General features: G+C 66.3%; 18 protein-coding genes. 9 read left to right on the top strand and 9 right to left on the bottom strand.

What is annotated here, in order from left to right; all coding sequences use genetic code 11:
- Position 1: 1 nt before the first annotated feature.
- From KF887_06165 to KF887_06140, 6 genes are all read right to left on the bottom strand, one after another.
- On the bottom strand, positions 2-955 hold the full coding sequence (locus KF887_06165) for a LysR family transcriptional regulator (protein ID QYK42687.1): 954 nt from the start codon (positions 953-955) through the stop codon (positions 2-4).
- Between the two features lie 51 nt (positions 956-1,006).
- A complete protein-coding gene (locus tag KF887_06160; GenBank protein ID QYK42686.1) occupies positions 1,007-2,488 on the bottom strand; it encodes an aldehyde dehydrogenase in 1,482 nt (493 codons plus the stop codon).
- A gap of 10 nt (positions 2,489-2,498) precedes the next feature.
- Positions 2,499-3,173, bottom strand: a complete 675-nt coding sequence (locus KF887_06155; GenBank protein ID QYK42685.1) for a DUF1028 domain-containing protein — start codon at positions 3,171-3,173, stop codon at positions 2,499-2,501.
- 4 nt (positions 3,174-3,177) lie between these two features.
- Positions 3,178-3,594, bottom strand: coding sequence for a RidA family protein (locus tag KF887_06150; protein QYK43462.1), 417 nt, complete (start codon positions 3,592-3,594; stop codon positions 3,178-3,180).
- A 57-nt stretch (positions 3,595-3,651) separates the two neighbouring features.
- Positions 3,652-4,893, bottom strand: a complete 1,242-nt coding sequence (locus tag KF887_06145) for an NAD(P)-binding domain-containing protein (GenBank protein QYK42684.1) — start codon at positions 4,891-4,893, stop codon at positions 3,652-3,654.
- 142 nt (positions 4,894-5,035) lie between these two features.
- Positions 5,036-7,459 carry a copper-translocating P-type ATPase gene (locus tag KF887_06140; GenBank protein QYK43461.1) on the bottom strand — a complete coding sequence of 808 codons (2,424 nt, stop codon included), beginning with the start codon at positions 7,457-7,459 and terminating at the stop codon, positions 5,036-5,038.
- 300 nt (positions 7,460-7,759) lie between these two features.
- On the opposite strand from KF887_06140, the gene KF887_06135 reads away from it, so the two are divergent.
- Together KF887_06135 and cueR are read left to right on the top strand one after the other, a co-directional pair.
- The gene (locus KF887_06135) at positions 7,760-8,146 is read left to right on the top strand and encodes a DUF305 domain-containing protein (protein ID QYK42683.1); all 387 of its coding nucleotides are present in this window, start codon (positions 7,760-7,762) and stop codon (positions 8,144-8,146) included.
- Between the two features lie 94 nt (positions 8,147-8,240).
- Positions 8,241-8,684, top strand: coding sequence for a Cu(I)-responsive transcriptional regulator (cueR, locus tag KF887_06130; protein QYK43460.1), 444 nt, complete (start codon positions 8,241-8,243; stop codon positions 8,682-8,684).
- A 2-nt stretch (positions 8,685-8,686) separates the two neighbouring features.
- Here cueR and KF887_06125 read toward each other — a convergent pair whose 3' ends face one another.
- Together KF887_06125 and KF887_06120 are read right to left on the bottom strand one after the other, a co-directional pair.
- Positions 8,687-9,601, bottom strand: a complete 915-nt coding sequence (locus KF887_06125) for an aldo/keto reductase (GenBank protein ID QYK42682.1) — start codon at positions 9,599-9,601, stop codon at positions 8,687-8,689.
- Positions 9,598-10,443, bottom strand: a complete 846-nt coding sequence (locus KF887_06120; GenBank protein QYK42681.1) for an NAD(P)-dependent oxidoreductase — start codon at positions 10,441-10,443, stop codon at positions 9,598-9,600. Before KF887_06120 ends, KF887_06125 begins: the two co-directional genes overlap by 4 nt.
- Positions 10,444-10,617: 174 nt before the next feature.
- Here KF887_06120 and KF887_06115 point away from each other — a divergent pair, with 174 nt between their 5' ends.
- A complete protein-coding gene (locus KF887_06115; protein ID QYK42680.1) occupies positions 10,618-11,760 on the top strand; it encodes an ester cyclase in 1,143 nt (380 codons plus the stop codon).
- Positions 11,760-12,950 (top strand): MFS transporter, encoded by a 1,191-nt coding sequence (locus tag KF887_06110; protein ID QYK42679.1) that lies wholly within the window; start codon positions 11,760-11,762, stop codon positions 12,948-12,950. Before KF887_06115 ends, KF887_06110 begins: the two co-directional genes overlap by 1 nt.
- Here KF887_06110 and KF887_06105 read toward each other — a convergent pair.
- Entirely contained in the window at positions 12,947-14,014 is a 1,068-nt protein-coding gene (locus KF887_06105) for an ester cyclase (GenBank protein ID QYK43459.1), read from the bottom strand. The genes KF887_06110 and KF887_06105 overlap by 4 nt on opposite strands.
- 227 nt (positions 14,015-14,241) lie before the next feature.
- Here KF887_06105 and KF887_06100 point away from each other — a divergent pair, with 227 nt between their 5' ends.
- The 5 genes from KF887_06100 to hisD all read left to right on the top strand — a co-directional run bounded on the left by KF887_06100 (position 14,242) and on the right by hisD (position 19,891).
- Positions 14,242-15,459: an extracellular solute-binding protein gene (locus KF887_06100; protein ID QYK42678.1), complete on the top strand. Its 1,218-nt coding sequence runs from the start codon at positions 14,242-14,244 to the stop codon at positions 15,457-15,459.
- 90 nt (positions 15,460-15,549) lie between these two features.
- Positions 15,550-16,578, top strand: coding sequence for a sugar ABC transporter permease (locus tag KF887_06095; GenBank protein ID QYK42677.1), 1,029 nt, complete (start codon positions 15,550-15,552; stop codon positions 16,576-16,578).
- Between the two features lie 13 nt (positions 16,579-16,591).
- Positions 16,592-17,473, top strand: coding sequence for a carbohydrate ABC transporter permease (locus tag KF887_06090; GenBank protein ID QYK42676.1), 882 nt, complete (start codon positions 16,592-16,594; stop codon positions 17,471-17,473).
- A gap of 10 nt (positions 17,474-17,483) precedes the next feature.
- Complete coding sequence (gene ugpC / locus KF887_06085) at positions 17,484-18,542, top strand: sn-glycerol-3-phosphate ABC transporter ATP-binding protein UgpC (protein ID QYK42675.1); 1,059 nt, start codon at positions 17,484-17,486, stop codon at positions 18,540-18,542.
- Positions 18,543-18,580: 38 nt separating this feature from the next.
- On the top strand, positions 18,581-19,891 hold the full coding sequence (gene hisD / locus KF887_06080) for a histidinol dehydrogenase (GenBank protein ID QYK42674.1): 1,311 nt from the start codon (positions 18,581-18,583) through the stop codon (positions 19,889-19,891).
- Positions 19,892-19,893: the final 2 nt, after the last annotated feature.

Here is a 19,893-nt window from a genome sequence, read left to right as displayed (position 1 = left end):
CTCAGGCGTCGGACGGGTCTGCCGCGATGTGCATCCGCAGCCCCGGGGTGGCGGCAGCCGTCACATGCGCGCGGCAGTGCGCCGCAAAGGCCCGGATCGTGTGCACCTGCACCGCGCCCTCCGCCTGCAGCAGGCCCAGCCGCATCGGACGAAGCGGCCCGGCAAGCGGGACGATACGCAGCGGGCGGCCATCCGGGGCGCGATCCGACAGCGGGCGGATGTTGGCGATGGAGTAGCCGAAACCATTGGCCACCAGGCTGCGCATCACCGAAATGTCCCGCGTGCGCTCGGCGATCACAGGCTTCAACCCGCGTGCGGCGAAGACCGACAGAAAATAGTCCGCGCTGTGGGGCAGGTCGAGCAGCACCATCGGCAGGCCCGCCAGATCCTCGGGCGCCAGATGCGGACGCTCTGCCAGTGGATGACCGGCGGGCAGCACAACATGCGGCGGCAGGCTGGCGAGGCCGGTGAACGACAGATCGGCAGGAATGTTCAGGTCATAGGTCAGGGCCACGTCGATATGCGCCCGGCGCAGTGCCGCGAACAGTTCGTCCTGATGCCCTTCGGTCTGCCGGAACTCCACCTGCGGGTGGGCCGCCATGAAGCTGCGCCGCAACTGCGGCAGCACGACCTGCGCAAAGGTCAGCAGGCAACCCACATGCAGCGTGCCCCGCACCGTTCCAGAGATCGCCGATGCCAGATCGTTCAGCCGCGCCGCCTCGGCCAGGATGACCCGCGCCTGGTCGATCACCTGCCGCCCCGCCTGCGTCAGCGACAGGCCCTGCGCGTGGCGGCGCACGAACAGCGGCAGGCCAAGCTGCGCTTCCAGCTGCGAGATCGCGACCGAAACCGACGGTGCCGACACCCCGACGCGCTCGGCCGCCGCGGCAACGGACCCGGTCTCGCCCACGGCGACCAGGTATTCCATCTGCCGAAGCGTAAATCGCAGCGCCATCACGCCCCCTTATCGGAAAAAGCCTAGCTCAGGGGTGGCAGGCCGCAAGTCTCAGTACTTCACCCACACCGTCTTGAGTGCCGAATACTTGTCGAAGGAATGGATCGAGAGGTCGCGGCCGAACCCCGACTGCTTCATCCCACCGAAGGGCGTCATCGCGGACAGCGCATCCACCGTGTTCACCGAAACAGTGCCTGCGTGCAGCCGGTCCGCCATCGACAGCGCGCGCGACAGGTCGCGCGTCCAGACCGATGCGGCCAGACCATAGATGCTGGCGTTCGCCATCGCCGCCGCCTCGTCCTCGGTCCGGAACGTCTGGATCGACAGCACCGGGCCGAATATCTCCTCGGTGGCAATGCGCGCGCCGGGTGCCGCCCCGGCAAAGACCGTCGGCTGCACGAAGGCATCCGATCCGCCGATCCGCACCCGCTCGCCGCCGCAGATCAGCCGCGCCTCGGCTCGGCCCGCCGCGATATAGCCCATCACCCGGTCGGCATGGCGCGCATCGACCATCGCGCCCAGCGTCGTCTCCGGGTCCAGCGGATCGCCGGGAATGATCGCGCGGGCCCGCGCGGCCATGCGTTCGGTCATGTCCTCGGCGATGTCGGCATGCACCAGCAGCCGGCTGTTGGCCGAACAGACCTCGCCCTGGTTGAAGAAGATGCCGAAGGCCGCCATGTCGGCGGCAGCCTCCAGATCGGCATCGGGAAAGATGATGTTGGGCGACTTGCCCCCCGTCTCCAGCCAGACCTGTTTCATGTTCGACTGGCCGGCATAGCACTGGAAGAGCTTGCCGACCTCGGTCGAGCCGGTGAAGGCCAGGCAATCGACATCGGCATGGCGGCCCAGGGCCTGCCCGGCATCCTCGCCGAAGCCCGGCACCACGTTCAGCACCCCGTCCGGCAGGCCCGCCTCGGCCGCCAGTTCCGCAAGCCGCAGCGCCGACAGGGGCGACTGTTCCGCAGGTTTCAGCACGACCGAATTGCCCATGGCGAGCGCGGGCGCCAGTTTCCAGGTTGCCATGTCCAGCGGAAAGTTCCACGGAACGACCGCGCCCACCACCCCCAGCGGAACCCGCCGCACCATCGCCAGGTCACGCCCGCCGGTGGGTGCGATCTCGTCGTAGAGCTTGTCGATCGCCTCGGCATGCCACTGGAAGAAATGTGCCGAACCGGGGGCATCGATGGTGCTCGAATCGCGGATAGGCTTGCCCATGTCCAGTGTGTCGAGCAGCGCGAGCTCCGGCACATTGGCCCGGATCAGCGCGGCCAGACGAAGCAGGATGTCCTTGCGTGCGGCCGGGGTCAGCCGTGACCAGCGGCCATCCTCGAACGCACGGCGTGCCGCCTTGACGGCGCGGTCGATATCCTCGGCACCGCCGCGCGCGACATCGGTCAACACCGCGCCCGTCGCCGGATTCACCGTGTCGAACCGGTCGCCCGAGGCTGCCGGGACAAAACGGCCGTCGATCCAGCAATTGTTCCGAAACTGCAATGCGGCGGCGCGCGATTGCCATTCAGCCTGTGGATACATCGCTTGCTCCTTATTGATCTCCCGGCACGCCATAGGACGGCGCGCGCGTGGGGTCCTCGGCGCGCTGCACATAGGCCGCCATCTGCGGGCGATAGACGGCCCATGCCGCCCGAAGCGCGGCGATCGGACAATCCTCGGTCCAGTCCACCCGCAGGTCGACAAGCGGCCATGACAGGCGGTCGGCAATCTTCATCCCGGCGGAATGCACCGGACCGGCCTCGCCCCCGGCCGCAAGCCCTGCCTGCACCGCGGCCATCAGCCGGTCGCCCAGATGCCCCGTCGCATCGCCGAAGGCCGCGACCATCGCCGCGGGCACGGCGGGATCTGCCAGCAGGTTGCCGCCCGCCGCACAATCGGGACCGCGCGCCTCGCCCCACAGGCCCAGCACCTGCGCCCCGGAGTGGATGGCGACGCCACCCTGCCGGTCCACCGCCAACAGTTGCCGGTAGTCGATGAAGTCGCGTCCGTGCGTGACCTCCGCCATGGCGTCGGCGGCGCATTTGCCCGCCGCCATCGCATCCAGCAGCAGTGGCCCGAGCGCGGGATCGGTGACGTTCTGGCTGGCAACCACCCCGACCCCCGCCCGCACATGCGCGCAGCGCGCCGCCACTGCCGGGGACGAGGACGAGATCACCATGCCGAACTGGCCGGTCCGCGCGCAGCGCGCGACAAGCGAGAAGGTCATCGCCTCAGTCCGGAATGACGGCGGTGGCGTCGATCTCGACCAGCCAGTCAGGCCGCGCCAGCGCCACCACCGTCAGCCCGGTGCAGACCGGATGCACGCCTTTGATGTATTCCCCCATCGTCCGGTAGACCGGTTCGCGGTGCCGCACGTCGGTCAGGTAGACGACCAGCTTGACCAGATGCTCCATCTGGCCGCCCGCCTCCTCGATCAGCTGGCGGATGTTCTGCATCACCTTGTGGGTCTGTTCCACCGGATCATGACTGTCGATGTTCCGGGCAGTGTCCAGATCCTGCGGACACTGGCCACGCAGCCACAGCGTCGTGCCGCCCCGCGTGGCGACCAGTTGGCAAAGATCGTTGTCCAGCCGTTGCTCGGGGTAGGTGTCGCGCGTGTTGAAGCTGCGGTAGCGGGTATGTGCCAAATCGGCCTCCATGGCGGGTCGGTTCTCGATCGTCGGTGCGGCGGCGCTGCGGGTCCGTCAGGCGGCCCCGGCGGTGCGCCGCGCCGCGATATGATCGGCCAGATATCGGGCATCGTGCCAGACGCCCCAGATGAAACTCGATCCACGCCGCGACAGCCATGGCAGCCCCAGGAAATACAGCCCCGGCACCGCCGATACGCCGCGCCTGTGGCTGGGCCTGCCCTTTTCGTCGAAGGCATCAACCTTCAGCCATCCGAAATCCAGTGCATAGCCGGTTGCCCAGATGATGGCGGCGATCCCCGCGTCCGCAAGGTCCAGTGACAGGATCGGATCGGTCACGCAGGGCGGATCGGGCAAGATGCGGCGTGCTTCGAGCTCTTCGGGCAGGTCCAGCCGGTTGCGGGCGGCATGGGCGTCGGCCTCGTCCAGCACGGACAGGTAGTTGGCATCCCCCCGCGCCAGATTGGCCGCAAGGTCCGCCGCGAAGCCCAGCACCCCGTCTGCATGATGCTCGGTCCGGCCGAGCAGTATCATGCCCCGCGCGGCAAGCTCGCGGAAATCCACCGTCTGCCCGCCATGCGCACCGCTGACCGCGATGGTCACATGTTCGGTGCCGGGCGCCGGAACCTCGATATCCCACTTGCCCAGAACCCCCAGCCACCAGACGAAATCGCGCCCGCGATACCGGCGCGGCGGCCGGTCGTGCGGTCCGACCGACAGATAGACACGTCGGCCCGCCCGCAGCAGTTCGTCCGCGATCTGCACCCCCGACGATCCCGATCCGACCACCAGAACCGCGCCCTCGGGCAATTGCGCGGGATTGCGGTAGTCGCAGGAATGGATCTGCACGATCCCGCGGTCCGCAGGAACAACCTGCGGGATCACGGGCCGCTGGAACGGGCCCGTCGCCGCAACAACGTTGGTCGCCTCGAGCACACCCTCGGATGTCTCGACGCGGAACCCCTCGCGGCCGTCGAGGCGCTCGACGCGGGTGACATCAACGCCGCAGCGGATCGGTGCCGCGATCTTGTCGGCAAAGGCCGCGAAGTAGTCCGCCACGCTGTCCTTCGGCGCGAAGGCGTCGGGGTCGGTATCGGCGAACTCCATCCCCGGGAAACGATCGTGCCAGGCCGGGCCGTTCGCCACCAGCGAATCCCACCGCCCCGTCCGCCAACGTTCGGCAATCCGGTGGCGTTCCAGGACCAGATGCGGCACGCCGCAGTCGTGCAGATGCGCACTCATCGCGACGCCGGCCTGTCCCGCCCCGACAATCAGCGTATCCACGGTCTCGACTGGCATGGCTCGGTCCTCATATCCGTCAGGTGTCAGCGGCGGCAGGTGGCAGCGTGGCCACGGCAACCGTTCAGGTTGGTACAAGGTGCCACGTCTGCACATAGGCAGGAAGCAACGAATGTCTTGCCATAGATTAGCGAGGGACTAATCAATGCACCCGTCGCGCCGCCGGATCGAACGTGCGCAGCCGCAACGCATTTGCCAGCACGAAGACGCTCGACAAAGCCATCGCCCCCGCCGCAAAGATCGGCGACAACAGGATGCCCCATGCCGGGTACAGCAGACCGGCGGCCACCGGGATCAGCGCGGTATTGTAGGCAAAGGCCCAGAACAGGTTCTGCCGGATGTTGCCGATCGTCGCCTTCGACAGGGCAATCGCATTCGGTATGCCCTGCAGGCTGCCCGACATCAGCACCACATCGGCAGCCTCGATGGCAATATCCGTGCCGGTGCCGATGGCCAGGCCCACATCGGCGGCCGCCAGGGCCGGCGCGTCGTTGATCCCGTCTCCGACAAAGGCAACGGTGCCATGTGCTGACCCGAGGCGCCGCAGCGCCTCGACCTTGCCGTCGGGCAGGACCTCGGCCACCACCTCGTCGATACCCAGCCTTGCCGCGATGGCCTGCGCGGTGCGGGCGTTGTCGCCGGTGATCATCGCCACCCTCAGACCCAGCCCGTGCAGGGCCGCAATCGCGCCCGGCGTCGTGGACTTGATCGGGTCGGCAATCGCGATGATGGCCGCCAGCCGTCCCCCGATCGCCGCATAGATCGGCGACTTCCCCTCGGCTCCGAGTTGCGCTGCCGTCACCGCGAAGGCGCCGGGATCGACGCCGAGATGATGCATGAAGCGATCGGCCCCGATCTCGATGCGCGCACCGCCGACCAGTGCGCCCACCCCGAGACCGGTCACCGACGCGAAGTCGGCGACCTCGGGCAACCGCAGCCCGCGCGCCGTCGCAGCCTCCACGATGGCCCGTGCGATCGGGTGCTCCGACCGCGCCTCGACCGCCGCGACCCCGGCCAGCACCAGGTCATGGTCAAACCCCCCGGCGGTTACCAGGTCGGTCAGCACGGGCCTGCCCTCGGTCAGGGTGCCGGTCTTGTCCACCGCCACGACCCGGGCGTCACGCAGCCGCTGCAAAGCCTCGCCCTTGCGGAACAGGATGCCCAGTTCGGCCCCCCGGCCGGTCCCGACCATGATCGAGGTCGGCGTCGCAAGGCCCATGGCACAGGGGCAGGCGATGATCAGCACGGCCACCGCATTGACCAGCGCAAAGGACAGCGCGGGGTCCGGCCCAAGCGCGAGCCAGACGGAAAAGGTCGCCACCGCCGCGGCAAAGACGGCGGGCACGAACCACATCGTCACACGATCCACCAGCGCCTGTATCGGCAGTTTGGACCCCTGCGCCTGTTCCACCATGCGGATGATCTGCGCAAGAACCGTGGCGCCGCCGACGGCCGTCGCCCGGACCTTCAGCGCGCCCGTCTGGTTGACCGTGCCACCCACCACCACGCTGCCGGGTTTCTTGCCAACCGGCATCGGCTCGCCGGTGATCATGGATTCGTCCACATGGCTTTCGCCCTCGGTGACCTCGCCATCGACCGGCAGCCGCTCGCCCGGACGCACCAGCACCAGGTCGCCCTGCCCGACATCGCTGATCGCCACTTCGAGCACCGCACCGTCGCGCAGCACGCGGGCCGTGCGCACCTGCAGGCCGGCCAGCCGCCGGATCGCCTGCGATGTCCGCCCCTTCGCGCGCGCCTCCAGATAGCGGCCCAGCAGGATCAGCGTGACGATGACGGCCGCCGCCTCGAAATAGACATTGATCGTGCCGGGCGGCAGCAGGCCGGGCGCAAAGGTGGCGACAATCGAGAACCCGTAGGCCGCGATGCTGCCCACGGCGACCAGCGAGTTCATGTCGGGTGCCAGGCGGACCAGCGCGGGAATTCCCTTCAGGTAGAACCCGATGCCCGGCCCGAACAGCACCAGCGTGGTCAGCAGGAACTGCACGGTCCAGTTGTTCTGCATCCCGATCGTGCGGTCGATCAGGGCATGCATTCCGGGCACCACATGCGCACCCATCTCCAGCAGGAACACCGGCAGTGTCAGAAGGGCCGCCACGATCACGTCGCGCCGCAGGGCCAGACGCCCGGCATCCTTGCGCGCCGCTGCGTCCTGCGTGTCGCCCTGATCCGGCGGGATCACCCGCGCCGTGTATCCGGCCGCGCCAATGGCCGCGATCAGCGCGTCGGAATCGGCGACGCCGCGCACCGTGGCGCGTTCGGTCGCAAGGTTCACAACCGCTTCGGTCACGCCCGGCAGCGCGTTCAGCGTACGCTCCACCCGCCCCACACAGGACGCGCATGTCATGCCTTCGACGGCAATCTCGGTGGCCGTCATGGGCACTGCATAGCCTGCCCCTTCCACCGCCGACACCACGGCCGCAACATCCACCTCGCCGTCCTGCCGGATGACCGCGCGCTCGGTTGCAAGGTTGACCGACACCGATGCCACGCCGGGTATCGGGGCCAGCACCCGTTCCACCCGCCCAACGCAGGAGGCGCAGGTCATGCCCTGGATGGGCAGCGAAAGCACGCGCGCAGGGGCGGTATCGCCGTTTGCTGTGGCCTTCATTGCCGCGTCCTTTCAGGATTCGATGCCGTTCGGCCATTCATCTAGGGTTTCCAACCATAGGAAGGTCAATGCCGCTTGCAGGCCTGGCGGGACGCCAAGGCGAGTTGCCTGCCCGCGCGCCTCCTCGGGGTGTTGACCTTCCCATCATGGAAAGCCGCACACTGTGCCCAATCGGTGATTCGACCGGCCGTGCCACCCTCGGAACACCGGCGCCGCAACAGGAACGGAACCACAGCAATGACCAGACCACGCTCCCTGCTGATCGCCGCAATCCTTGCGATCGGCGGCGGCCTTGCCGCCATCCATAGCCATGCCGACGTCACGCATGGCGGCCATGGGAACCACGCCGCCACCGCGGGCGCGGCCGATAACCCGGCGGTCGCCGCCTTCCAGGCCGCCAACGACCGCATGCATGCCGACATGGCCATCCCCTTCACCGGCGACGCCGACGTGGATTTCCTGCGTGGCATGATCCCTCACCACCAGGGTGCCATCGACATGGCGCGTGTGGTTCTCGAACACGGGTCCGACCCCGAGGTGCGCGCCCTTGCCGAGAGCATCATCGCCGCGCAGGCGGCCGAGGTCTCCATGATGCGCGAATGGCTTGCCAAACGCGGATACTGACGCGGGGCCGGGGCAGTTGCCGACAGGGGCCGCGCTTGCCATCATGGCAAGGTCCACCCTCATGGCAGATGGCCAGAAGCAGCGGGGAATCGCGATGAACATCGGGGGCGCGTCAAGGGCGACCGGGATCTCCACCAAGATGATCCGCTACTATGAATCGATCGGCCTGATCGCGCCCGCGCACCGGACGGGCGCGGGCTACCGCGTCTACACCCCGCCCGACCTGCACGCCCTGCGCTTCATCAACCGCGCCCGGGAACTCGGCTTTTCCGTCGAACAGATGCGCGATCTTCTGGCCCTCTGGCGCGACCGCAACCGCGCCAGCGCCGATGTCAAGGCCATCGCCCTCGCCCATGTCCGCGCGCTCGAGGAAAAGGCCGCCGCCCTGCAGGAGATGAGCCGTACACTGGCCCATCTCGCGGCTACCTGCCACGGCGACGACCGGCCCGATTGTCCGATCATCGAGAATTTCGCCGTCTCCGCCGCCCCGCCCGCACCCGCCCGGCGCCAGCCGCGCTTCGGCACAGCCGGACGATAGGCTTACCCCGCCGCGAAGGCCGCCCCGATCTGCGCCGCGGTGCGGCAACCGATGACCGGGAACACCGGAAACTTCCGGGCAATCATCTGCCCGAGCATCGCCTGCGTCGGCGTCAGATCCCGCGCGGCCGCCGCATCGGCCAGGCCCCGTGCTGCTGCCCGGCTCTGCGGGTTGTCATAGAGCCGCGCCGTGGCAGCGTCCAGCCGACCCGCCGTCAGCTTGTCGAAGTAGCCCCGCGCCTGCGCCGAGTAAGGCACCAGCGGCAGGCCCGTCTGCGCATGGAATGCGAGCATCCCGACATCCGCCGTCACCAGATCGGCGGCCCGGCTGTCCGCGTTGCGATGCGCAAGGTTCCATTCCACCTGGCTTGCCACGAAACCCTGCCATCCCTCGGCCCGCGCCGCCTCCTGCGCGGCTTGCAGCCGCGGGAGCGCCCAGTTCGATGCCGCGTAGTGCGCGATCACCCCGTCGCGCCGCAGGTCCTCCAGCACCGCAAGGATGTCCCGCACCGGTGTCGCGGGATCGTCGCGGTGCAGGTAGAACAGGTCGATCCGCGGCAGGCCCAGATTGTCGCGGCTGGCCAGCGCGTCCTCACGCAGCGACGCCGCATCGAGCCGGGCGCGATGCGGTCCCTCCAGCGGCGGATGGCCGCCTTTTGTCGCCACCACCACCCGGGCCGCAGCTCCCCGCGCCGCAATCCACCGGCCGATGGTCCGTTCGCTGCAACTGCGCTCCGCTTGCGGCAGCCAGTCCGCATAGACGCGCGCCGTGTCGATGAAGTTGCCGCCCCGCGCCGCAAAGGCATCCAGCAGCGCGAAGGATTCCGCCTGGTCCAGGTCGCCGCCAAGCCGGTTGCCACCAAGGCAGAACCGCGACAGGCGCAGCGCCGTTCCGGGCAGCACGATCAACCCGGTCACGCGGCACCCTCCAGCCCCGCCAGCCGTTCGAAGGTTTCGAGAATCGCATAGATGTCGCGCTTCCCGCTGCCCGTCGCCTGGGCCGAGGCCATCATCTGGCGCACCGTCGCCGCCATCGGCAGGGGCATGCGGTCACGCCGCGCGGTGTTCAGGATCAGGTCCATGTCCTTCGCGGCGGTGTCGATGTCGGACGGCGGCCTGTCGAAGTCACGCGCTTTCAGCACCGGTGCCTTCAGCGTCATCTGCCGCGATCCCAGCGGTCCGGGCTCCAGAATGTCCAGCATCATATCCACGGACAGGCCGCCCCGCTGTCCGAAGGCCAGCGCCTCGCCGATCATCGCCGAATAGACCCCCACGATCAGGCTGTGAACCAGCTTCAGATAGGCGGCCTCATCCCCCGCGCCGACATGATGGACGGCGCGCGCCATCGCCGCGAATGCGGGACGGCACCGTGCGAAATCTGCAGCATTCCCCGACGCGAACAGCGTCAGTCCCGCGCTCTCGGCAAGCGCCACGCTGCCCGCCACCTTGCCGCAGACATAGCCACGCCCCGCGCCGGATGCCGCCTGCCCGACCCGGCGCGACACCTCGGGAGATACCGTCGACAGGTCTGCCAGAATGGCGCCCGGCGCCAGATGTGCCAGCACGCCGTCGCTGCCCAAGGCCACACGGTCCAGTATCTCGTCGGTCATCAACAGCGTGATGACGACATCGGCGTCGGCTGCCACCGCCGCCACCGACGGCAGGCTTGCGCCACCGGCCGCCACCAAGGCCGCGCCGCGAGAGGGGTCGATATCGAATCCACTGACGACAAACTCCGCACGCGCAAGATTTGCCGCCATCGGCAGACCCATCCGTCCCAGACCGACAAAACCTATCCGTTGCATGCCGTCCCGCCGCCCCCTCCGCCAATGCCTGGCATCTTTCTGCAGGCAAGCGTTGCATACGTTTTCAAAACATGCAACCTTGCCCACGAACAGCCCCCATCACGCATCGTGACAGCACAGGATTCGACGATGAAGAACCCCGACCAACCCGCCACAGCCCCGACCCGCAAGTCCGGCGGAGAGGTTCTTCAGGTCGAACGGCACGATTTCACTGATCTGGTTCCGGTCGGCCGCGAACGCGCGCAGCCGATGAAGGGCTTCGACGAGATCTATACCGATATCGTCGACTACATCGTGCGGTGTACCCACCGCATCTGGGACGAACGCGACGTCGGGCTGATCTATACCCACTACACGCACAACTGCGTGCTCTACAGCGCGACGGGCACGATCTATAACCGCGAAGATGTGGTGCGCGACACGATCCAGCGCCTTGTCAGCCTGCCCGAACGGCGCGGCATGGCAACCCATGTGATCTGGACCGGTGACGACCAGCAGGGGTTCTACACCTCGCATCTGGTCACCGGATCGGGTCGGCACACCCAGAACGGCCACTACGGGCCGCCGACCGGGCGAACCTTCACGTCGCGCACCGTGGCCGACTGCATGGTCTACGAAAACATGATCTACCGCGAATGGCTGGTGTCAGACCAGTTGGCAATCCTCCGGCAACTGGGCCTCGACACTCAGGCCTATGCCCGGAAACTGGCCCAGACCTATTTCGACAAGGGCCTTCTGGCCATCGACATCGGCGAGAACCGGCGCCTGATCGGGCAGTATCCGCCAGAGTCCCAGGCGGACCTGTCCATTGCAAAGACCGATCTGGAGCGTGAAACGCTGAAGTGGCTGCATGAGGTGTTCAACAAGCGGATGTTCGGCAGGATCAAGGACGTCTACGCCCCGACCGTCCAGTATCACGGCCCGCTGATGACCGAACTCTATGGGGTGGCCGCCGTGATGCACCAGACGCTCGGGCTTGTCGGATCGCTGCCCGATTGCAGCTTCGTGCCGCAGCACATCTGCTCCACCCCCTGCGAGGAGGGCGGCACCAAGGTGGCTGTCCGCTGGATCATGGAGGGGCATCATCTGGGCTACGGCCTGCTGCAGGAACTCGGCGATCCCACCGGAAAGCGTCTGCAGGTCATGGGCATGACCCACTTCCACTACAAGAACGGCAAGATCGTGGACGAATGGCGCGTCTATGACGAGTTGTCGCTGTCGATGCAGGTGAAACTCGCGCAGATGGCAGACACACCGACCGCCGTATTGTGATGACCCCGGGCGGGCCGCCGCCCGCGCCCATCGCCAGCCCCGCTTTCGTCGCGACCGCCTGTGCGCTCATGGCGCTCGTGTCGCTGTCTATCGACGCGATCCTGCCGGGTCTGCAGGATCTGGCGACCGACCTCGGGGTGGCGCAGGGCAACCGCCGCCAGTGGGTGATCACGGCGCTGTTTCTGGGGCTGGCAGTCGGGCAACTGTTCTATGGCCCGCTGTCTGACACGATAGGGCGGCGCAAGGCGATCCTGCTGGGGGTTGCCGTGTTCAGCGCGGGGTCGGTGATTTCCGCCGCGGCGCAGTCGTTCGAGGCGATGCTGCTGGGCCGCACGATCCAGGGATTTGGCGTCGCCGGCCCGCGCACCGTGACGGTGGCGATGATCCGCGACCGCCTAGATGGGGCGGCCATGGCACGGCTGATGTCGTTGATCATGACCGTTTTCATCATGGTGCCCGTGCTGGCGCCCGGACTGGGACAGCTTGTCCTGCTAGTGGTCGATTGGCGGGTGCTGTTCCTGATCGTCATGGCATTCGCCTGGGCTGCGGCGCTTGCACTGGTGCTGCTGGTTCCAGAGAGACGGATCAACCGCCCGCCGTTCAGCCTGCAGTCCACCCGGACCGGCGCGGTCGCGATCCTGGCGCATCGCCGATCGATGGCCATCACCGCCGCGGGTGGCTGCGTCTATGGCGGGCTGATGGGATATGTGAACTCGTCCCAACAGATATTCCACGGCATCTTTGCGACGGGCGCGATGTATCCGGTCTATTTCGGTGGTCTGGCGCTGTTCATGGGGGCCGCGACCATCACCAATCGCTGGCTGCTGCGCCGCTCCTCCATGCAGACGATCTGCGTGGTTGCCCTTGCGCTGCACTGCATCTGGTCGGCAGCCGCGCTGCTGGCCGAATTCGTTGTCGGCGGTCTCGGGTTGTGGTGGTTCATCGGCTACAGCGCGGTCACATTATTCGCGTTGGGGCTGACGTTCGGCAATTTCAACGCAATGGCCCTGCAACCCTTCGGCCACATCGCGGGTGCGGCGGCGGCGGTGCAGGCGACAGTACAGACGGTGGTCAGCCTCGTGATGGCGGCAATCATCGGCAACCTGTTTGACGGCACGCTGGTGCCGGTGCTGCTGGGCTATCTCTTGATGGGGGTGTTCGCCCTGGCACTGATGCGCGCGCCGCGCTAGGCCCCGCGCCGGAAATGGCTTTGCATCCTGGCCATCACATCGACGCCCATCTGCAGCAGAAGCTCAAGGATGTCGAGCGGCACCCAGTTCTCGCGGATAAGCCCCTCGTGGTGCAGGTAAAAATCCATGACCCGCATGGTCACCGGTCGCCCTGTCGGGCCGGTCCCGAGGAAACCCCCGCCCTTGTGCAGAGCAAAGACCGAGGGCCAGCCGCCCGTCACCGAATAGGGGCCGTCGCCGATGCGGATGTAATGACCGCCCCCCATCTGCGTCTTCAGGTCGGCAATCTCGTGCCACTGCCCGCCCCCTTTCCGCTTCGGAAAGGCGGTGCGGAACGGCAACTGGTGATAGTCGACGAACCCCGACAAGCCCCGGGTCGTCCCGATGCCCGCTGGCCCGTACCACATCATCTTCGGGTGCCAGTGTTCGCGCTGAGGCATCGCCAGCAGCCCCTCGCGACCCTCGCCGTTCAGATCGTCATAGGCCCCCAGCGTGGCATGCATCGCCAGCGTCTGCGCCAAGCTGGATGCCGACTCGTCCGGGTCTGTGTCGCGCAGCACCAGACCGTCGCCGGTGATCGGGCCAGGCCACATTCCCTCGGTGCCCAGTGATGGCGCCAGGGGCCAGAACCCGGCCTGCCGCATCACGTCCAGCACGTCCCACAGGCAGTTGCTCTGCACGATCCGGCCGTCGACCACCTGATGAACCTCGCCATAGCGCAGGAAGACAGGGCGCCCCGTGGAAGGAATCGTCAGCCAGTCCCGCCGGAAGGTGCCGCAGTAGTGACCGACCATGGCAACATAGTCGCGCCCCTCGAACCGGCCGCCGGTCAGGATCAGGTCGCGACGCTCGAGATCCGGAAACGCCTCGCCCAGCGGCCCCCAGACCCCGTGCTCGATCGCCTCGATCCCGGACAGTTCATTGATCGGATGCGATCCACGCCACCCTGCATTTGGCGCATAGAGGGTTTCCAGAATCGCGGGCCGCGCGGCCGGTGCCGCCCCGGCCAAGTCACCCAAGAGACCGGAGATACGTTTCTTGTTGCGCAGATGCAGGCTGTCCATCGGGGCCACCATGTTGGGAACAGCCGCATCAAACATCAACGGGAGTCATTTTGCAATCCTATGCAAAAACTCGTTGCAAGCGAATTCATGCATTGCTAAGGTTCCTTACGGCTGACGGAGTCGCCCTTGCGCGGACGCGCAGTGCGACGGGGCGGGCCGGCACCGCAACTGGCCGAGACAAGGCCGCACTGTCCGACAGGGCAGGCACATTCCAACAGGAGATGGAGATGAAGACGTTTCTCATGGCAACGGTTGCGACCGGCGGGCTTCTGGCCTCGGTCGGGCTGGCCTTCGCGGACTGCGGGATCGAGAAGGGATCGGTGCGCATCCTGTCCAACGATTTCGAGGCGCTGCATGTCGTCGCTGCGGGCGCCGAGAAATGCGCAAGCGCCACGGTCACCGTCACCAAGAACCAGACGACCGAGCACAAGAACATCCAGGTGCCCGCACTGACGACAAACCCCGCAACGTACACCGTGGCGGTGGTTGCGAACAACTCGATCGTGCCCCTGCTGAACGAGGGCCTCATCCGCCCGCTGGACGATCTGATTGCCAAGTATGGCCAGCAACTGAACGAGAACCAGCTTGTCCGGATCGACGGAAAGGTGATGGCCATCGCCTTCATGGCGAATACCCAGCATCTCTACTACCGCAAGGACCTGCTGGAACAGGCCGGGATCGCCCCGCCGAAGACCTATGAAGAGGTCCTGGAAGCCGCCAAGATGCTGCGCGAAAAGGGCATCATGGAGAACCCGCTGGCGCTGAACCTCAAGCCGGGTTGGGATCTCGCTCAGGAGTTCGTCAACATGTACGCGGGCTACGGCGGCGAGTTCTTTGCGCCGGGCACCGCCGAGGCGGCGATCAACAACGAGAACGGCATCAAGGCCCTCGAGATGCTGAAGGCGCTGTCGGGCTACATGAGCCCTGATTTCGTGACCTACAACACCAATGCGGTCAAGCCGATCTGGGAAGCCAATAGCGTCGCGATCCTGAACGGCTGGGGATCGCGCGCGGGTGCGTTCATCGCCGATGACGCTCCGGTGCCCGAGATCGCCAAGGGCACGGCTTTTGCGTCGGCGCCGATGGTCGGCGGCGGGTCGATCCCGGCCACGACGCTGTGGTGGGACGGGTTCACCATTGCCAAGAACATCAGTGACGAGGATGCGGAGGCCAGCTTCCGCGCCATGATGAACGGCATCGCGCCGCAGGTCGCGGTCTGGCTGATCTCGGGCTACCAGCCGACGCCTGCCGCGGTGGGCGTGTTCGAAACCATCGAGAACAAGGCCCGGCCCTTCCCGATGCTGGCCTACATGGGCCTTCTGCATACGGCGCTTGGCGACAACCTGGCGGAATTCATGCAGGGTCAGGAAAGCGCCGAACAGGCGCTTGCAGATGCCACGGCGGCCTACACGACGGCCGCGCGCGAGAACGGCTTTCTGAAGTAAGCTGTATCCGGCGCGGGGCGGCCTCGATCCGCCCCGCGCCCCCGCGCCAAGAACTCCGCAACCGATGGCCGAACGTAACGGGATTGCAGAATGCCGCACCGAACATTCATTGCCTTCATCCTGCCGTCGCTGGTTGCGATGTTCGTGTTCATCGCGCTGCCGATCTTCTCTGTCGCCTATCAGTCGCTGTTCGTCAGCCATCCGCGCGTGATCATCGAGGTCGAGAACTGCGGCCCGTTCGGCTGCAGCATGGAAAGCCGCGTCGACACCGCCGCCATGGCCGAGTTGCAGCGCGAAAGGCCGATGGGCGTGTTCAACGGCCTGGGGACATATACAAACTCCGGGCATCTGGCCCTTGACGACCTTGCGGCCATCTGGCGCGACAGCCCCGACTGGGGCACTGCGGCCAAGGCCATCTTCAACCTGCCGTTCTACAAGGCACTGGCCTTCACGCTGGCATTCACCTTCATCGTCACACCTCTGGTCATCGTCTTTGGCTTCCTGATTGCGCTCGCGGTCAACGCCATTCCGTCCCTGATCAAGGGACCGGTTATCTTCCTGTCGCTGCTGCCGATGATCGTGACGCCGCTGATTGGATCGCTGGTGCTGTTCTGGATGATCGACGCGCGGGGCGTGATCGGGGCGACGCTGCAGCTGATCTTTGACGACCCGCAACTGTCGCTGAAGGCATCGCCTACACTGACCTGGGTGGTCCTGTTCGTCTATGGTGTCTGGCACTCGGCCCCGTTCAGCTTCATCGTGTTCTACGCCGGGCTTCAGACCGTACCGAAGGACACGGTGGAGTCGGCCATGATCGACGGAGCAAGCAGGTGGCAACGGATCCGGTTCGTGGTGATCCCGCACCTGATGCCCTTGGTCACCTTCGTGGCGCTGATGCAGTTGATGGACAATTTCCGGGTGTTCGAACCGATCGTCGGTTTCAGCGCCGCCGCCAATGCGACCTCGCTCAGCTATCTGATCTACAACGATCTGCGCGCCGGGGATGCGCCGCTGTTCGGATCGGCCGCCGCGACGTCAATGCTGACGATCCTGGGCGTGGTGATCCTGCTGACACCGGTCCTGATCCGCAACTGGCGCGAGTTCAACCGCAAGACCTGAAGGGAGGACCGTCGTGACAAACCGCGCACATCGCCTGTCGCTGCCACTGACGATCCTGTCCACGGGGTTCATCGTCCTCTGGCTGTTCCTGGCCGCCTTCCCCTTCGTCTGGACCGTCTGGGGATCGTTCAAGGTCGAGGCCGATTTCTTTTCCTACAGCGACTGGATGAACGCGATCACGGGGCCCAGGACCGTGGCCCAGACCGGCAGCGCCTTTACCGGGGACGGCTATCACGGGTCGTGGATCGAGCAGGGGTTCTGGAAGTCGGTCGTCAACACCACCATCGTCACCGTGTCGGTCGTGGTGATCTCGCTCACGCTGGGAACGCTCGGAGGCTACGCGCTCGCACGGTCGGGGTTCCGCTATGCGTTCTGGATTCTGCTTCTGGCCCTGGTGTTCCGGGCGATGCCGCATGTCACGCTGGTGTCCGGCTACCTGCTGCCGTTCTTCCAACTGAACATCTGGGGCTACCTGCCGACCACGATCATCGTGCTGGTGGCGATCAACCAACCCTTCACGCTGTGGATGCTGCACAGTTTCTTTCTGTCGATCCCGAAGGATCTCGACGAAAGCGCGATGGTCGACGGCTGCACACGGTTTCAGGCGTTCCGCCTGGTGGTCATTCCGGTGATGTGGCCGGGGGTGGTGACGACGGGGCTTTTCAGTTTTCTGCTGGCCTACAACGACTTCACTGTGACCTCGATGCTGCTGAGCCAGGACAACCAGACGATGGTGCCGAAGATCGCATCCTTCCTCGGGTCGACGCAGGCCGAGGGCAAGGTGATGTACGCCGTTGCCGCCGTGGTTTCCGCGATCGCACCGCTGTTCGTGCTGGTGCTGTTCTTTCAACGCCAGATCGTCAGCGGCCTGACCGCCGGCGCGGTCAAGGGATAAGGGGGCTGTCATGGCGGAACTGCGCCTGAGGAACGTGTCGAAACGCTGGGGCAGCTATGTCGCGGTGGACAACTTCAACCTCGACATCGCGGATCAGGAATTCCTGGTGCTGCTTGGCCCATCGGGCTGCGGCAAGACCACCACGATGCGGATGATCGCGGGGCTGGAGGATGTGACCGAAGGCGAGATCTGGCTGGGCGACCGCATCGTGAACAAGCTGGAACCGAAGGACCGCGACATCTCGATGGTATTCCAGAGCTACGGGCTGTACCCGAACCTTTCCGTCTACGAGAACATCCGCTTCCCGCTGCGGGTGCGCAATGTGCCCAAGGATCAGCACCATGACCGCGTAATGACGGCGGCGAGGATGGTCGAACTGACCGATTTCCTGGATCGTCGCCCCGCCGAACTGTCCGGCGGGCAGCGTCAGCGCGTGGCGCTTGGCAGGGCCATCGTGCGCAAGCCCACGGTGTTCCTGATGGATGAACCGCTGTCGAACCTTGACGCCAAGCTTCGCGTGTCGACGCGCGCGCAGATCAAGAACCTTCAGCACACGCTGAAGACAACCACGGTCTATGTCACGCATGACCAGATCGAGGCGATGACGCTGGCCGACCGGGTTGTGGTGATGAACAAGGGCGTGATCCAACAGGTCGGCACGCCCACAGATATCTATGACCGGCCGGCAAACACCTTCGTCGCGGGCTTCATCGGCAGCCCGGCCATGAACCTGGTGGCCGGCAGCATGTCAGGTGGGGTATTCGAAGCGCCGAACATCCGCATTGCCGGGCTGGCCAGCGGACGATCCGGCCCTGTGACACTGGGATTTCGCGCCGAGGATGCGACCATCGTGCCCTCGGGCGGCGACATCGCGGCGCCGGTCTATTCGCTCGAACTGCTGGGCGAAGCGTCAATGATCACCTGGCGGATCGGCGGTGCGCTCGTCTCGGTCAAGACAGCCAAGGAGTTTCGTGCCGAGATCGATCAGACGGTCGAGGCGCGCATCGCCCCCACGCTGTGCCACCTGTTCGACGCGACGACCGGCAAGCGGATCGAGACAGAGGCCTGAGGCCCGGCCGCAGTGCCGGAGCGAGGAAGGAACCGACCATGACGATCACCCATCTCAAACGCGGCAAGCCCGAAGCGGACCGTGCAGAAGATGACGCACGCGTGCGCGCGACCGTCGAGAGCGTGCTGGCCGACATCTCGGCACGCGGCGACGCGGCCGTGCGCGACCTGTCGGCGCGCTTTGACGCCTATGCCCCCGCGTCGTTTCGCCTGACCCCGTCCGAGATCGAGGCGGCGATCCAGAAGGTTCCGGCCCGCGACATGGAGGACATCCGCTTCGCCCAGGCCCAGATCCGCCGATTCGCCCAGGCGCAACGCGACAGCATGACCGATATCGAGGTGGAAACCCTGCCCGGTGTGATCCTTGGCCACCGCAACATCCCGGTGCAGTCGGTCGGTTGCTATGTGCCGGGCGGCAAATTCCCGATGGTGGCCAGCGCGCATATGTCGGTGCTGACGGCGCAGGTCGCCGGCGTGCCGCGCATCGTGGCATCGGCGCCGCCGGTCAAGGGCGCACCCCACCCCGCGATCGTGGCCGCCATGCATCTGGGTGGAGCGCATGAAATCTATGTGCTGGGGGGTATGCAGGCCGTGGGTGCCATGGCGCTTGGCACCCAGACCATGCGGCCCGTCGACATGCTGGTGGGCCCCGGGAATGCCTATGTGGCCGAAGCGAAGCGCCAGCTTTTCGGCAAGGTCGGCATTGATCTGTTTGCCGGCCCGACCGAGACCATGGTGATCGCGGATGACACGGTGGACGCCGAGTTGTGCGCAACCGACCTGCTGGGACAGGCCGAACACGGCTATAACTCGCCTGCCGTGCTGCTGACCACGTCTCGCAGACTGGCAGAGGCCACGCTGGCCGAGATCGACCGGCTGCTGTCGATCCTGCCGACCGCCGACACCGCCGCCGTGTCCTGGCGCGATTACGGTGAGGTGATTCATTGCGACACCCATGACGAGATGCTGGCCGTCGCCAATGACATCGCCAGCGAGCATGTCCAGGTGATGACCGATCGCGACGACTGGTATCTCGCCAACATGCACAGCTATGGCGCGCTGTTCCTCGGACCGCGCACCAACGTGGCGAACGGTGACAAGGTGATCGGCACCAACCACACCCTGCCGACGCGCCGGGCAGGGCGCTATACCGGCGGTCTGTGGGTTGGCAAGTTCCTGAAGACGCACAGCTATCAGAAGATCACCACCGACAGCGCGGCGGCAATGATCGGCGAATACGGATCGCGCCTCTGCATGCTGGAAGGTTTTGTCGGCCATGCCGAGCAGTGCAACATCCGCGTTCGCCGCTTTGGCGGGCGCAATGTGGCCTACGGCACAGCGGCGGAATAGGG

The organism is Paracoccaceae bacterium, from assembly GCA_019454225.1.
Taxonomy (GTDB): domain Bacteria; phylum Pseudomonadota; class Alphaproteobacteria; order Rhodobacterales; family Rhodobacteraceae.
Note: the sequence above shows the minus strand (reverse complement) of the source record. Positions and strands in the feature narration are given on the sequence as shown.

Bases quoted from the DNA above. Each gene is read 5' to 3' on its own strand.
- KF887_06160 (QYK42686.1), bottom strand. From the start codon at position 2,488: ATGTATCCACAGGCTGAATGGCAATCGCGCGCCGCCGCATTGCAGTTT.
- ugpC (QYK42675.1), top strand. From the start codon at position 17,484: ATGGCGGAACTGCGCCTGAGGAACGTGTCGAAACGCTGGGGCAGCTAT.
- KF887_06110 (QYK42679.1), top strand. From the start codon at position 11,760: ATGACCCCGGGCGGGCCGCCGCCCGCGCCCATCGCCAGCCCCGCTTTC.
- KF887_06145 (QYK42684.1), bottom strand. From the start codon at position 4,893: ATGCCAGTCGAGACCGTGGATACGCTGATTGTCGGGGCGGGACAGGCC.
- KF887_06120 (QYK42681.1), bottom strand. From the start codon at position 10,443: ATGGCGGCAAATCTTGCGCGTGCGGAGTTTGTCGTCAGTGGATTCGAT.
- KF887_06155 (QYK42685.1), bottom strand. From the start codon at position 3,173: ATGACCTTCTCGCTTGTCGCGCGCTGCGCGCGGACCGGCCAGTTCGGC.
- KF887_06100 (QYK42678.1), top strand. From the start codon at position 14,242: ATGAAGACGTTTCTCATGGCAACGGTTGCGACCGGCGGGCTTCTGGCC.
- KF887_06105 (QYK43459.1), bottom strand. From the start codon at position 14,014: ATGGACAGCCTGCATCTGCGCAACAAGAAACGTATCTCCGGTCTCTTG.
- KF887_06135 (QYK42683.1), top strand. From the start codon at position 7,760: ATGACCAGACCACGCTCCCTGCTGATCGCCGCAATCCTTGCGATCGGC.
- cueR (QYK43460.1), top strand. From the start codon at position 8,241: ATGAACATCGGGGGCGCGTCAAGGGCGACCGGGATCTCCACCAAGATG.
- KF887_06095 (QYK42677.1), top strand. From the start codon at position 15,550: ATGCCGCACCGAACATTCATTGCCTTCATCCTGCCGTCGCTGGTTGCG.
- KF887_06140 (QYK43461.1), bottom strand. From the start codon at position 7,459: ATGACCTGCGCCTCCTGCGTTGGGCGGGTGGAACGGGTGCTGGCCCCG.
- KF887_06115 (QYK42680.1), top strand. From the start codon at position 10,618: ATGAAGAACCCCGACCAACCCGCCACAGCCCCGACCCGCAAGTCCGGC.
- KF887_06165 (QYK42687.1), bottom strand. From the start codon at position 955: ATGGCGCTGCGATTTACGCTTCGGCAGATGGAATACCTGGTCGCCGTG.
- hisD (QYK42674.1), top strand. From the start codon at position 18,581: ATGACGATCACCCATCTCAAACGCGGCAAGCCCGAAGCGGACCGTGCA.